This is a genomic window from Streptomyces sp. NPDC005533, from assembly GCF_042871845.1.
GTDB lineage: Bacteria > Actinomycetota > Actinomycetes > Streptomycetales > Streptomycetaceae > Streptomyces.
In genome coordinates this window covers 98,566-112,486 of the sequence record NZ_JBIAJH010000019.1, presented here as the reverse complement: position 1 = coordinate 112,486, position 13,921 = coordinate 98,566, and the positions used below count along the sequence as shown (strand labels likewise).

Annotated in this window: 13 protein-coding genes and 1 riboswitch; of the genes, 4 read left to right on the top strand and 9 right to left on the bottom strand. The window is 72.0% G+C overall.

Annotated features, from left to right (window positions below; translation table 11 throughout):
• Positions 1-345: 345 nt before the first annotated feature.
• From ACFYP3_RS20685 to thrC, 6 genes are all read right to left on the bottom strand, one after another.
• Complete coding sequence (locus tag ACFYP3_RS20685) at positions 346-954, bottom strand: phosphoribosylanthranilate isomerase (RefSeq protein WP_388834398.1); 609 nt, start codon at positions 952-954, stop codon at positions 346-348.
• A 104-nt stretch (positions 955-1,058) separates the two neighbouring features.
• Complete coding sequence (locus ACFYP3_RS20680) at positions 1,059-1,625, bottom strand: hypothetical protein (protein ID WP_388834395.1); 567 nt, start codon at positions 1,623-1,625, stop codon at positions 1,059-1,061.
• A 246-nt stretch (positions 1,626-1,871) separates the two neighbouring features.
• Positions 1,872-3,494 (bottom strand): chaperonin GroEL, encoded by a 1,623-nt coding sequence (gene groL, locus ACFYP3_RS20675; protein ID WP_388834392.1) that lies wholly within the window; start codon positions 3,492-3,494, stop codon positions 1,872-1,874.
• Between the two features lie 327 nt (positions 3,495-3,821).
• A complete protein-coding gene (locus tag ACFYP3_RS20670; RefSeq protein WP_030009783.1) occupies positions 3,822-4,028 on the bottom strand; it encodes a cold-shock protein in 207 nt (68 codons plus the stop codon).
• 414 nt (positions 4,029-4,442) lie between these two features.
• Complete coding sequence (locus ACFYP3_RS20665; protein WP_388834389.1) at positions 4,443-4,721, bottom strand: MoaD/ThiS family protein; 279 nt, start codon at positions 4,719-4,721, stop codon at positions 4,443-4,445.
• 37 nt (positions 4,722-4,758) lie between these two features.
• Positions 4,759-6,033: a threonine synthase gene (gene thrC, locus ACFYP3_RS20660; protein ID WP_388834386.1), complete on the bottom strand. Its 1,275-nt coding sequence runs from the start codon at positions 6,031-6,033 to the stop codon at positions 4,759-4,761.
• A gap of 17 nt (positions 6,034-6,050) precedes the next feature.
• Positions 6,051-6,207, bottom strand: a riboswitch (SAM riboswitch).
• A gap of 184 nt (positions 6,208-6,391) precedes the next feature.
• On the opposite strand from thrC, the gene ACFYP3_RS20655 reads away from it, so the two are divergent.
• Positions 6,392-7,342 (top strand): glucosyl-3-phosphoglycerate synthase, encoded by a 951-nt coding sequence (locus ACFYP3_RS20655; RefSeq protein WP_388834383.1) that lies wholly within the window; start codon positions 6,392-6,394, stop codon positions 7,340-7,342.
• 49 nt (positions 7,343-7,391) lie between these two features.
• Entirely contained in the window at positions 7,392-8,855 is a 1,464-nt protein-coding gene (locus tag ACFYP3_RS20650) for a trehalose-6-phosphate synthase (RefSeq protein WP_388834380.1), read from the top strand.
• Between the two features lie 179 nt (positions 8,856-9,034).
• Here the strand turns inward: ACFYP3_RS20650 and otsB are convergent, their stop codons facing one another.
• The 3 genes from otsB to ACFYP3_RS20635 form a co-directional block, all read right to left on the bottom strand.
• Positions 9,035-9,883, bottom strand: coding sequence for a trehalose-phosphatase (gene otsB, locus ACFYP3_RS20645; RefSeq protein WP_388834377.1), 849 nt, complete (start codon positions 9,881-9,883; stop codon positions 9,035-9,037).
• 98 nt (positions 9,884-9,981) lie between these two features.
• The gene (locus tag ACFYP3_RS20640) at positions 9,982-10,218 is read right to left on the bottom strand and encodes a DUF3263 domain-containing protein (RefSeq protein ID WP_030031449.1); all 237 of its coding nucleotides are present in this window, start codon (positions 10,216-10,218) and stop codon (positions 9,982-9,984) included.
• 47 nt (positions 10,219-10,265) lie between these two features.
• On the bottom strand, positions 10,266-11,567 hold the full coding sequence (locus tag ACFYP3_RS20635; protein ID WP_388834374.1) for an ABC transporter substrate-binding protein: 1,302 nt from the start codon (positions 11,565-11,567) through the stop codon (positions 10,266-10,268).
• Between the two features lie 176 nt (positions 11,568-11,743).
• Between ACFYP3_RS20635 and ACFYP3_RS20630 the strand changes: the two genes are divergently transcribed.
• The gene (locus tag ACFYP3_RS20630) at positions 11,744-12,676 is read left to right on the top strand and encodes an ROK family protein (RefSeq protein ID WP_388834496.1); all 933 of its coding nucleotides are present in this window, start codon (positions 11,744-11,746) and stop codon (positions 12,674-12,676) included.
• Positions 12,676-13,839 carry an N-acetylglucosamine-6-phosphate deacetylase gene (gene nagA / locus ACFYP3_RS20625; RefSeq protein WP_388834371.1) on the top strand — a complete coding sequence of 388 codons (1,164 nt, stop codon included), beginning with the start codon at positions 12,676-12,678 and terminating at the stop codon, positions 13,837-13,839. Before ACFYP3_RS20630 ends, nagA begins: the two co-directional genes overlap by 1 nt.
• Positions 13,840-13,921: the final 82 nt, after the last annotated feature.

Here is a 13,921-nt window from a genome sequence, read left to right as displayed (position 1 = left end):
GGTGCCGAACGCACTGCCGCCGAGGTGCCCGACCTCCCGTCACGTTCGGCGCCCGAGGAGACGCCCCGGCGCGGGGCCCCCCCCCCCCCCCCCCGGGCGCCCCCCCCCCCCCCCCCCCCCCCCCCCCCCCCCCCCCCCCCCCCCAACCGGCCCCCACCCCGACCCCGCCCAAGCGGCGCAGCCAACCGGCGCGAGCCCCCACCCCAACCGACCCCCACCCCCCGCCGACCCCGCCCAAGCGGCGCAGCCAACCGGCGCCCGCCCCCACCCCAACCGGCCCACCCCCCGACCCCGCCCAAGCGGCGCAGCCAACCGGCCCCCACCCGCCGACCCCGCAAGCGCGGGTCAAGCGACCGGGTGCCGGGCCGCCTCGATGAAGGCGTGGATCAGCTCCGGCGACTTCACACCGCGCTCGCGCTCCACCCCGCTGGACACGTCCACGCCCCAGGCGCCGGTCACCGCGACCGCCTCCCGCACGTTGCCCGGGTTCAGCCCGCCCGCCAGCAGCCAACGCCCCTCGGGCGCGGCGAAGTCCGCCGAGCCCCAGTTCCACGGCTTGCCGGAGCCGGGGTCGGGGGCGTCGAGCAGGAGCAGGTCCTCGCCGTACTCCCCGCAGCGCTTCACGTGCTCGGCGGTGGCCCGCAGCAGCGTCCGGCCCTCGGCGCGCAGCGCCGCGAAGTCCTCGGGCCCCTCCTCGCCGTGCAGCTGCACCCCCCGTACACCGCTCTCCTCGGCGAATCGGCGCACCTCCGCGACCGTCTGCCCCCGGAACACGCCGACGGTGAGCACGCCGTCCGGCACCCGCGCGGCGAGCTCCCGCGCGGTGGCGGCATCGACCGTGCGCGGGCTGCCGGGCGCGAACACGAACCCCACGGCGTCGGCCCCGGCCGCCACGGCGGCGTCGAGGTCCCGCACGGTCTTCAGCCCACAGATCTTGACGAAGAGATCAGCCATGCGCCCAGCCTATGCGGCCCCGATCCGACCCGGACGGGACGGGACGGGACCGGACGGGACCGGACCCGACCCGGACCGGACCGGACCCGGCCAGGGCGACCGCCTCAGCGGCCCGGCCGCCCCGGCCCCAGCACCGACCCGCCGATCGCGGCCGCCAGATGGGCCGCGCCCACCTCGTCGGCGTACGCGAAGTGCACGTAGACCGTGTGCCGGCCGTCGGGATGCCCCTCGTTGACGTCGAGTTCCACCCGCTGGTTCGTCGTGTGCGGCGACGCGGACGGGATCTCGGGGACGCACGGCCAGTCCCCGTACCAGAGCAGCGTGGCCGCTCCGCGGCCCAGCGCGCGCAGGAAGCCCTGTTCGACGGGGCCCGGGGCCGCGTACGCGTCGACGGTCAGCGGCAGTTCGGCCGCGAGTTCCCGGTCGTCGCCGGGCAGTTCGGCGCCCGCGAACCAGACGTCCCGGTCCCGGTCCCAGTCGTACGACGGCTCGAAGAAGCCCGTCGGCAGCAGCCGAGCCAGCCCCCGGGCCTCCTCGACGGTGTGCGCCCGCGCGCACAGCCACATCTCCGCGTCGAGCGGCTTCATCCGCGCGCACAGCAGTCGGGCCCGCCGGTGGGCCTCGGCGAGGTCGTCGGTCCGGAACACGGGGTAGGCGTGCGAACTTCCCATCGCGTCAGCAGCCCCGCGCCGTGGCGTACGCCTCGGCGGGATCGGTGGTGCGGTGGACGGGATACGCGACGCAGTGGCCCATGGCCGAACCGTGCCACGCCCCCACCGACCCCGGCCAGCGGTTTTACCCCCGCTCGGCGGCAGCTCACCGCGCCGGCCGGGAACGCCCGAGGGCGGCACCCCCTGGGGGTGCCGCCCTCGTTCGAGAACAGCCGATCAACCTTCGGGCCGGAGCCCGGGGGTCGATCAGAAGTCCATGTCACCGCCCGGCATGCCGCCCGGGGCGCCGGCGCCGGCCTTCTCGGGCTTGTCGGCGATGACGGCCTCGGTGGTCAGGAACAGCGCGGCGATGGACGCGGCGTTCTGCAGCGCGGAGCGCGTGACCTTCGCCGGGTCGATGATGCCCTCGGCGATCATGTCGACGTACTCGCCGGTCGCGGCGTTCAGGCCGTGACCGATCGGAAGGTTGCGCACCTTCTCGACGACGACGCCACCCTCGAGACCACCGTTGACGGCGATCTGCTTCAGCGGGGCCTCCAGGGCGAGCTTCACGGCGTTGGCGCCGGTCGCCTCGTCACCCTCGAGCTCCAGCTTCTCGAAGACCGCGGAGGCCTGGAGCAGGGCCACGCCACCACCGGCGACGATGCCCTCCTCGACGGCCGCCTTCGCGTTGCGAACGGCGTCCTCGATGCGGTGCTTGCGCTCCTTGAGCTCGACCTCGGTCGCGGCACCGGCCTTGATGACGGCCACGCCGCCGGCCAGCTTCGCGAGGCGCTCCTGGAGCTTCTCGCGGTCGTAGTCCGAGTCGGAGTTCTCGATCTCGGCGCGGATCTGGTTCACGCGACCGGCGACCTGGTCGCTGTCACCGGCACCGTCGACGATGGTGGTCTCGTCCTTGGTGATGACGACCTTGCGGGCGCGGCCGAGCAGGTCGAGACCGGCGTTCTCCAGCTTGAGGCCGACCTCCTCGGAGATGACCGTGCCGCCCGTGAGGATGGCGATGTCACCGAGCATGGCCTTGCGGCGGTCGCCGAAGCCCGGGGCCTTGACGGCGACGGACTTGAAGGTGCCGCGGATCTTGTTGACGACGAGGGTGGAGAGGGCCTCGCCCTCGACGTCCTCGGCGATGATCAGCAGCGGCTTGCCGGACTGCATGACCTTCTCCAGGAGCGGCAGCAGGTCCTTGACCGAGCCGATCTTGGAGTTGACGATCAGGATGTACGGGTCGTCGAGGGACGCCTCCATACGCTCCATGTCGGTGGCGAAGTACGCCGAGATGTAGCCCTTGTCGAAGCGCATGCCCTCGGTGAGCTCGAGCTCCAGACCGAAGGTCTGCGACTCCTCGACGGTGATGACGCCTTCCTTGCCGACCTTGTCCATGGCCTCGGCGATGAGCTCGCCGATCTGGGTGTCGGCGGCGGAGATGGAGGCCGTCGAAGCGATCTGCTCCTTGGTCTCGACGTCCTTGGCCTGGGCGAGCAGGGCGGCGGAGACGGCCTCGACGGCCTTCTCGATACCACGCTTGAGGGCCATCGGGTTGGCGCCGGCGGCGACATTGCGCAGGCCCTCGCGGACGAGCGCCTGGGCCAGCACGGTGGCGGTGGTCGTACCGTCGCCCGCGACGTCGTCCGTCTTCTTGGCGACTTCCTTGACCAGCTCGGCGCCGATCTTCTCGTACGGGTCCTCGAGCTCGATCTCCTTGGCGATGGAGACACCATCGTTGGTGATCGTGGGGGCGCCCCACTTCTTCTCAAGGACGACGTTGCGACCCTTGGGGCCAAGGGTGACCTTGACGGCGTCGGCGAGCTGGTTCATCCCACGCTCGAGGCCGCGGCGGGCCTCCTCGTCGAACGCAATGATCTTGGCCATCTGAAGTGGTCCTCCCGGACAGCGGTGGATTGCTCCCAGGACCGCGCCCGCGCCCGCGACGGACGGCCTGCGTGCCCGGCGGTTCCTTCCCACCGGACCCTGCGGGCCTCACCGACCCGGTCCTCGTTCAGTAGCACTCTCACCGGGAGAGTGCTAACGCCAATGATTAGCACTCGACCCCTCCGAGTGCAAGCGGCTCGGGGGAACACCCCGCCACTACCGGGCACACACGCGAGGGGCCCACATCCCGTGTCCAGGATGTGGGCCCCTCGTGGGTCTTCCGGGTCTTCGACGGAAGACCGAGCGTCGGTGGTCGATGCTCCGGGACTAGCCGAGCGCGAGCTTGACCATGTCCGCCTGCGGACCCTTCTGGCCCTGCGAGATCTCGAACTCGACCCGCTGACCCTCTTCAAGGGTGCGGTACCCGTCCATCTGGATGGCGCTGTAGTGGACGAACACATCCGCACCACCGTCGACCGCGATGAAGCCGTAGCCCTTCTCCGCGTTGAACCACTTGACGGTGCCCTGAGCCATGCCTAACTCCCCTATTACTGGCCCTTGCGCGGGAACGCACTTCGCGTTCCCGGGTCAGAACTTGCGTCGGAACGCGTCGACCGAGGCTGAATGTATCTGCGCGAGTGCTGTCTGCAACAGGTCAATCCGACGAGAATTCTGGACACCGGGAAACATTGAAATAGAGTGAAAATTTGCCATACTCCCGGGCAACTCGGGCCTGACATATCTCGCCAAAGCCCCATACCGCGCTTGCACATTGACCCGATGTCGACCCTCACGCGACCCGTTCATATGCGGCGGGCAAGTCCGGCGGAGGGGACTTCCCCAACTCTACCGCGCCCAATCAAGCAGAATTGCCCCCTCCGCTTTTAGCGGAGGGGGCAATTTCGGTTTGCGCGTGTCACCAGTCGGGTGACAAAGGGGCCGTGCGGATCAGCAGCCGCCCGCGACGGCCGGAATGATCGAGACGCCGGCGCCGTCCGGCGTCTTCGCCTCCAGCCCACCCTCGAAGCGCACGTCGTCGTCGTTGACGTAGACGTTCACGAAACGGCGCAGCTTGCCCTGGTCGTCCAGGACGCGCGCGGCGATGCCCGGGTGGCTCGCCTCCAGGGACTGGATGACCTGGGCGAGGGTCGCGCCCTCGGCGGGCACCTCGGCCTGACCGCCGGTGTAGGTGCGCAGGATGGTGGGGATGCGGACGTTGACGCTCATGGCGCTACTGCCTTTCCGGTTGAGCAGGAGGGTGTGGTCAGGCCAGGCCGGCGGCGCGGAACGCGTCCAGGCTCGGGCGGATGGTGGCGGTCTGCCCGCTCTCCGCGGCCACCGCCTCCAGGGTCTTCAGGCCGTCGCCGGTGTTGAGGACGACGGTGGTCAGCGTCGGGTCGAGCTGCCCGTTCTCGATGAGCTTCTTCGTCACGCCGACGGTCACGCCGCCCGCGGTCTCGGCGAAGATGCCCTCGGTCTGCGCGAGGATCCTGATGGCCTCGACGACCTGCTCGTCGTTCACGTCCTCGACGTAACCACCGGTGCGCCGCGCGATGTCCAGGACGTACGGGCCGTCCGCCGGGTTGCCGATCGCGAGCGACTTGGCGATGGTGTTCGGCTTCTGCGGGCGGACCACGTCGTGACCGGCCTTGAAGGCGGTCGACACCGGGGAGCACCCCTCGGCCTGGGCGCCGAAGATCTTGTACGGCTTGTCCTCGACGAGACCGAGCTTGATCAGCTCCTGCAGACCCTTGTCGATCTTCGTCAGCTGCGAGCCGGACGCGATCGGGATCACGAGCTGGTCGGGCAGCTGCCAGCCGAGCTGCTCGCAGATCTCGTAGGCGAGGGTCTTGGAGCCCTCGCCGTAGTACGGGCGCAGGTTGACGTTGACGAAGCCCCAGCCCTCACCCAGCGGGTCGCCGATGAGCTCGGAGCAGAAGCGGTTGACGTCGTCGTAGTTGCCCTCGATGCCGACCAGGTCACCGCCGTACACACCGGCCATGACGACCTTGCCCTGCTCCAGGTCGTGCGGGATGAACACGCACGAGCGGAAGCCGGCCCGGGCGGCCGCGGCGCCGACGGCGCCGGCCAGGTTGCCGGTGGAGGAGCAGGAGAGAGTGGTGAAGCCGAAGGCGCGGGCGGCCTCGACGGCGATGGCCACGACGCGGTCCTTGAAGGAGTGCGTCGGGTTGCCGGAGTCGTCCTTGACGTAGAGCTTGCCGGTGACCCCGAGCTCCTTGGCCAGGTTGGCGGCGTCCACGAGCTTGGTGAAGCCCGGGTTCAGGCTCGGCTTGGCGGCCACGTCCGCGGGGACGGGCAGCAGCGGCGCGTACCGCCAGATGTTGGTGGGGCCGGCCTCGATCGCGGCGCGCAGGGCTTCCGGGTCACCGGTCGGGAGGTCGTAGGCGACTTCCAGAGGTCCGAAGCACTCGGCGCACGCGAAGATGGGGCCGAGCTCGAAGCGGGTACCGCACTCGCGACAGGAAAGCCCGTTGGCAGGTCCGAGATCGACAGAGGTGGCGACAGTCTGTGCAGCCATGATGGCGAGGCCCTTTCTCCTCATCTTCCCCATGGCGCACTTCGCCATGAGACGGAATTGGCACCTTCCCTAGCCGGGGACCTCGCTGACGTCGCTGACGTGCGATCGCGAGAACCGACTGGAGGGTTGCCGGGGCTTCAACGGGCCGTGTCCCTCTGCCCCTCTGGATGAGCGGTATGGCACCGGCACACGCGCTCTGTGGCGCGCCGGTGCGTTTGTACGCGGGACCCCCGGCATGCGGTGGTCCTTCGCGTTGTTCAAGACTGTAACCGAAGGGCCGGGCGGTTGAGACAGCCGTCCGAACCGCGAGATGGATCACAAAACGGCCGATAACGCCGACACGCAGGGAGTGCTGAGGGTGCTGGAAGAGGTGGAGCGCTGGCTGGCAGACCGCTCCTGGTCAGCCGCCGACCGACCGCTCGACCAGCTGCTCGACCGGAAACGGGCGGCCGGGACCACGGTCAGCGTGGTGCTGCCCGCACTGGACGAGGAGGCGACGGTCGGCGCGATCGTCGAGGTCATCCGGCGCGAGCTGATCGAGGGACTGCCGTTCCCCCTGGTGGACGAGCTGGTCGTCGTCGACTCGGGCTCGACCGACCGTACGGCGCAGGTCGCGGCGAAGGCCGGCGCCCGGGTGGTGCACCGCGACGAGATCCTGCCGAGGCTCCCGGCGCTGCCCGGCAAGGGCGAGGTGCTGTGGCGTTCCCTGCTGGCCACCGACGGGGACATCGTCTGCTTCGTCGACGCCGACCTGCGGGACTTCTCCTCCGCCTTCGTCTCGGGGATCGTGGGACCGCTGCTGACCGAGCCGGACGTGCAGTTCGTCAAGGCCATGTACGACCGCCCGCTCGGTGACGCCCCCGGCCAGGGCGGCCGGGTCACGGAACTGGTGGCCCGCCCCCTCCTCAACCTGCACTGGCCGCAGCTGGCCGGCTTCGTCCAGCCGCTGGGCGGCGAGTACGCCGTACGCCGCTCCCTGCTGGAGCGGCTGCCGTTCCCCGTCGGGTACGGCGTCGAGCTGGGCCTGCTGGTCGACGCGCTGCACACGGTCGGCCTCGACGCGCTCGCCCAGGTGGACGTCGGCGTACGCGTCCACCGCCACCAGGACGGGCAGGCGCTGGGCCGGATGGCCGCGGCGATCTACCGCACCGCCCTGCTGCGGCTCTCGCGCGGGCACCTCGTACGGCCGGAGCTGACGCAGTTCGAGCGGGGGCCGGAAGGGTTCGTCCCGCGGACCTACGCCGTGGACACCGAGGAGCGGCCGCCGATGCTCGGCATCAAGGAGTACGCGCTGCGCCGCGTGGCGTGACGTCGGCCTGGAAAGTTTGAGCGAGTCCAGGTCGGGCTAGGTTCGCCGCATGGCTTCTCAGGTACTCGTAGCCGCGAACCGCGGCCCCCTCTCGTACGCGATCGACGCCGAAGGCGGGCTCAGCGCCCGGCGCGGCGGGGGCGGACTCGTCTCCGGGCTCTCCGCCGCCCTCGCGGAGCAACCGGGGGCGCTGTGGATCTGTGCGGCGCTGTCGGAGGCGGACCGGGAGGCGGTCCGCCGGGGGGTGAGCGAGCCGGGCGTCCGGATGCTGGACATCGATCCCACGGTGTACGACGCGGCCTACAACGGCATCGCCAACTCCGTGCTGTGGTTCACGCACCACCACCTGTACGACGTCCCGCGCGAGCCGGTCTTCGACGCGGAGTTTCGGCGGCGGTGGCAGGCGTACGTCGAGTACAACGAGGCCTTCGCGCGCGCCCTCGCCCAGGAGGCGGCGGAAGGGGCCCGCGTCCTGGTGCAGGACTACCACCTGGCGCTGGTCCCGGGGCAGTTGCGGCAGCTTCGGCCGGACCTGCGGATCGGGCACTTCACGCACACGCCGTGGGCCTCGCGGGAGTTCATGAGCATGATCCCGGACGACATCCGGAGCCAGCTGGTGTGGGGGATGCTCGGGGCGGACCGGCTGGGCTTCCACACGGCGACGTGGGCGGGCAACTTCGCCGCCGGCGCGAGCAGGGACGACCAGGACGGCATCGCGCAGGCGCACTTCCCGGCGGGGAGCCCGGAGCGCGGGGTGTGGCACCGCCGGGCGGACCCGGCCGGGCGCGGCTACGCGAAGCGCCGGTTCACCGAGGTGAGCGCGTACCCGCTCGGGGTGGACGCGGACGAACTGCGGGCGCTGGCGCACCGGCCGGAGGTCGACGAGAAGCTGGCGCAGCTGCGGGCGGAGGTCGGCGACCGCAAGACGATCGCCCGGGTGGACCGGACCGAGCTGTCGAAGAACATCCTGCGGGGGCTGCTGGCGTACCGGGAGCTGCTGACGGTCCACCCCGAGTGGCGGGGCCGGGTCGTCCACCTGGCCTCGGCGTACCCGTCGCGGCAGGACCTGGCGGTGTACCGGGCGTACACGGAGTCGGTGCGGGAGCTGGCGGCGGAGATCAACGAGGAGTTCGGCACGGCGGACTGGCAGCCGGTGCTGGTGTCGGTGCAGGACGACTTCGCGCGGTCGCTGGCGGTGTACCGGATGGCGGACGTGGCGCTGGTGAACCCGGTCCGGGACGGGATGAACCTGGTCGCGAAGGAGATCCCGGTGGTGTCGGAGGCGGGGTGCGCGCTGGTGCTGTCCACCGGGGCGGGGGCGTACGACGAGCTCCGGGCGGACGCGCTGACGGTGAACCCGTACGACGTGTCGGCGACGGCGGAGGCGTTGCACGCGGCGCTGGCCATGCCGGACGCCGAGCGTGCGGAGCGCACGAAGCGCCTGGCCGCCGCCGCCACGGCCCTCCCCCCGGCCGCCTGGTTCACCGCCCAGCTGGCCGACCTCCAGTCCTGACCCCCGGGGGCTGCGCCCCGGACCCCGCGCCTCAAACGCCGGCGAGGCCGGTAAATCCGGGCGCTGCCCGGACCCGGTCCTCAAACGCCGGACGGCTGGAACATCCAGCCCCGCCGGCGTTCGAGGCGCGGGGGTCGGGGGCGGAGCCCCCGTAGCGGCGGCGCGCCCGCGAACGGCGGTCAGCCCCGGAGGGCCACGGCCAGGGAGGCCAAGTAGGAAGCCACGGAGCCCGGGCCCGGCAGGACCACGTCGGCTCGGGCGGCGAGCTCGGGGACCTCGGCCGAGCCGCTGCAGACGAGCAGGCCCGGGAGGCCGTCGGCGCGGCGTTTCTCGACGGCCGAGTACGCGGCGAGGTCGCCCAGGTCGTCGCCCGCGTACAGCACCGCCTCCGCGTCCCGCTCCGCGAGGAACTCCGTGAGGGCGACGCCCTTGTCCATGCCCGGGGGGCGGAGCTCCAGGACCGCGCGGCCCGGCTCCACCATCAGCCCGTGCCGCGCGGCCAGCTCGGCCAGGGGTTCGCGCAGGGCCGCGAAGGCCGCCGCGGGGTCCGCGGCCCGCCGGGTGTGCACGGCCAGCGCCCGGCCCTTCTCCTCGATCCAGGTGCCCTGCCAGGCCCCGATCGAGTCCAGGAACCCCGGCAGCTCGGCGCGTACCGCCGCCACCCCGGGGTGCTCGGCCGGGGCGTGCACGATGCCGGTGACGGCGTCCCAGCGCTCCGCGCCGTAGTGGCCGAGGACGACGAGGTGTTCCAGTCCGGGGACTCCCGCGAAGCCTCCGTAGCGGACGGCGACGCCCGCCGGCCGGCCGGTGATCACGGCCACCGAGTCCACCTCGGGGGCGAGCGCGGAGAGGGCCGGGACGGCTGCGGGGTGGGCTCTGGCCTGGTCCGGGTCCGGGACGATGTCGGCGAGGGTGCCGTCGAAGTCCAGGGCGACCACGGACCGGCGGGGTGCGCGGAGGAGGGCTTCTAGCCCCTCCCGTCCGGCTGCGGTGACGGGCATCGGCAGGTCGTGCGGATGGCTCCCCATACGCACGACCCTAACGGCCCGGCGCGGCGACGGCTACGGCACGGTCGATGCCCGCCGCGAAACCCGCCGCGAGGGCCGCCGTCCGGCCGTCGGCGGGCCTACCGCCGGGCCCGCTGGGCCTCGCGGATCCGCCGGAGCCGGTTGACGGTGCCCGGTGCGTGGGCCAGCGCCCGCGGGTCGTCCATCAGCGCGTTGAGCAGCTGGTAGTAGCGCACGGGGGTCATCCCCAGCCCTTCCCGGATGGCCCGTTCCTTCGCTCCGGGGCCGGGCCAGGTGCGTCCCTCGTACGCGAGCACCGCGGCCTCCGTGGCCGTCAACTGCCCCTCGTCCGTCATACCGCCAGATTAACGCCGCCGTCCGACAGCCGGCCCGCCGCCACCGTTCAGCGCGGGTCCGAGGCCCGCGCCGCCGTGGCGATCTCCTCCAGCACCTTCGCCGGCTGCCCGCCGGGCTGGACGGTCCTGCCGATGTTCTGCTTGATGTCCTCGCTGACGCCCGCCCAGGACTTCTTGCCGACCGGGTACAGCCGTGAGCCGGGCAGCGCCGTCAGGAAGGGCTTCAGCTGCGGGGCATGGCCGCCGGTGGCGCCCTGCTTGGCCAGGTAGCCGCTGGTGGTGGCGGGGAGCAGGTCGTACATGTCCGTGAAGGCCGTCACGTTCTTCGGCTCGTACAGGTAGTCCAGGAACTTCCCGGACTGCGCGCGGTGGCCGTTCTTGAAAGCCATGACCCAGTCGGCGACGCCCATGGCGGGCTCCGCGGACCCGCTGGCCGTCGGCAGCGGGACCATGCCGAACTTCACGCCCTTGGCCTCGGCCTGCTTCATCAGCGACGGGTGGCCGTTGAGCATGCCGACCTCGCCCTTGGTGAAGCCGTCGAAGGCGGCCTGCCGGTCCAGCTTCCCCGGCTCGACGGGGCCGGTCAGCCCCTGCCCGACCATCTTGTCCCGCAGGAACTCCAGCGCCTTGACGTTGTCGGGGGAGTCGATCGAGTAGGACTCCTCGTTGTCGGTGTAGCCGCCGCCGCCCGCGAGCATCCACATCATCGTCTCGGCCTGCGCCTCCTCGCGGCCCAGCGGCAGCGCGAAGGGGGTGGGCACGCCGGCGCCCTTGAGCTTCTTGGCCGCCGCCTCCAGGTCCGCCCAGCTCTTCGGCTGCCAGCCGCCCTTGGCGTCCTTGCCGATCATGCCCGCGTCGGCGAGCAGCTTCTCGTTGTAGAAGAGCAGCCGGGTGCTGGAGACGAAGGGCATGCCGTACTGGGTCTGCTTGACCTTCCCGGCGTCCGCGAGCGGGGCGAGGAAGTCGGCCTCGGTCTTCACCGAGAGCAGCTCGGCCGTGGAGTACAGCTTGCCGGCGGCCGCGTAGTCGGCGTAGGCGCCGATCTGGGCGATGTCGGGCGCCTTGCCGGCCTTGACCATGTCGGCGACCTTGGCGTCGACCTCGGACCAGGAGTAGACGGAGACCTCGACCCTGACGCCCGGGTTGGCCTTCTCGAAGCCGTCGGCGAGGCCCTTCCAGTACCCGGCCGAGGAGTTCTGCGGATTGTCCCCGTAGTCGGCCGCCACGACCCGCAGGGTCACGTCGTTGTCTCCGGTGACCCCGCCGAGGGCTCCGCAGCCCGTCAGCGTCACGGCAGTCAGGCACAGCGCGGCGCCGGACGCGGCCAGGCTCAGGTAACGGCCCTTCACAGTTCTCGATCCATCCCTCGTTGTACGTACGATCCACGTAAGGTCTACACCACTTTGGCGGCTCCTCCACATCGGGATCCCGGCCGGGGTCCGGATTTTGTATGGCCACTCAACAATCCCCCTCAATGGACTAGACCTTTCCACGCCGAGCACGCGAGACTGTCTCTGTGAAACCCGTGAAACACGTCATCGCCCTCGATGTGGGCGGCACCGGGATGAAGGCCGCCCTCGTCGCCGACGACGGCACCCTGCTCCACGAAGCGCGCCGCGCCACCGGCCGCGAACGGGGCCCCGACGCCGTCGTCGAGACGATCCAGGACTTCGCCGCCGAGCTGCTCGACACCGGCCGCGAACGCTTCGGGCGGCCCGCGTCGGCCGCCGGCGTCGCCGTCCCCGGCATCGTCGACGCCGACCACGGGATCGCCGTCTACGCGGCGAACCTGGGCTGGCGCGACGTACCGATGCGCGCCCTGCTCAGCGCCAGACTCGGCGGCATCCCGGTGGCCCTCGGCCACGACGTGCGCACGGGCGGACTCGCCGAGGGCCGCATCGGAGCCGGCCGCGGCGCCGACCGCTTCCTCTTCGTCCCGCTCGGCACCGGCATCGCCGGAGCCATCGGCATCGCCGGCCGCATCGAGGCCGGCGCCCACGGCTACGCGGGCGAGATCGGGCACATCGTGGTGCGCCCGGGCGGCCCCGCCTGCGGCTGCGGCCAGCGCGGCTGCCTGGAGACCCTCGCCTCGGCCGCCGCCGTCAGCCGCGCCTGGGCGGCCGCCTGCGGCGACCCCGGGGCCGACGCCGCCCACTGCGCCAAGGCCGTCGAAGCCGGCGACGCGCGCGCGAGCGAGGTCTGGCTGGCCGCCGTCGGCGCCCTCGCCGACGGGCTGGTCACCGCCATCACCCTGCTGGACCCCCGCACGCTGATCATCGGTGGCGGGCTGGCCGAGGCGGGGGAAACCTTGTTCACACCACTACGGACGGCCGTGGAGGAGCGCGTGACGTTCCAGCGGCTCCCCCACATCGTCCCGGCGGCCCTCGGGGACACCGCCGGATGCCTGGGCGCAGGGCTGCTCGCCTGGGACCTACTCGCCACGGAGGTACCTGCCTGATGTCCGGAAGCGCGCGCAGCACTGTTCTCTCCGGCGCCAGGGTGGTGCTGCCCACCGGAACCGTGGCGGGCGGCCGGGTCATCGTCGACGGCGACCGCATCGCCGGCAGCGCCCACGAGGGCTCGCGGACCGTGGACCTGTCCGGGCACTGGATCGTCCCCGGCTTCGTCGACATGCACAACCACGGCGGCGGCGGCGCCTCCTTCACCTCCGGCACCGCCGAGGACGTCCTCCAGGGCGTCCGCACCCACCGCGAGCACGGCACCACCACCCTGATCGCCTCCACCGTCACCGGCGACCTGGACGAACTGGCCCGCCGCGCCGGACTGCTCGCCGAGCTCACCCGGCAGGGCGAGATCGCCGGCATCCACTTCGAGGGGCCGTTCATCAACCCCTGCCGCAAGGGCGCGCACAAGGAGGACCTGCTCCGCGACCCCGACCCGGCCGAGGTCCGCAAGCTGATCGACGCCGCGCACGGCACGGCCCGCATGTTCACCCTCGCCACCGAACTCCCGGGCGGCCTGGACTCCGTACGGCTGCTCGCCGAGCACGGGGTGATCGCCGCGATCGGGCACACGGACGCCACGTACGAGCAGACGCGCGCCGCCATCGACGCGGGCGCGACCGTGGCCACCCACCTCTTCAACGCGATGCCGCCCCTCGCCCACCGCGAGCCCGGGCCGATCGCCGCGCTGCTGGAGGACGAGCGGATCACCGTCGAGCTCATCAACGACGGCACCCACCTGCACCCGGCGGCCCTGGAACTGGCCTTCCACCACGCGGGCGCGCACCGCGTGGCGCTGATCACCGACGCGATGGACGCCGCCGGCTTCGGCGACGGGACCTACCACCTCGGCCCGCTGGAGGTCGAGGTCAAGGAGGGCGTGGCCCGGCTCGTGGAGGGCGGTTCCATCGCCGGCTCCACCCTGACCCTGGACACCGCCTTCAAGCGCTCGGTGACCCTCGACAGGCTGCCGGTGGAGTCCGTGGTCCAGGCGATCTCCGCCAACCCGGCCAAGCTCCTCGGCCTGTACGACCAGATCGGCTCGCTGGAGCCCGGCAAGTACGCGGACCTCGTCGTCCTGGACGCCGCGTTCGACGTCAGGGGCGTCATGCGGCGCGGCGAATGGGTCGTCAGCCCCCTCGCCGCGGCGGCCGTCTGACGGCCAAGCGGCTGTATCGGCGAAGGCGGTCGGCCCGAGGACTGGGCCGACCGCCTTCGGTTTGGCATGATCCCGGCAGCAA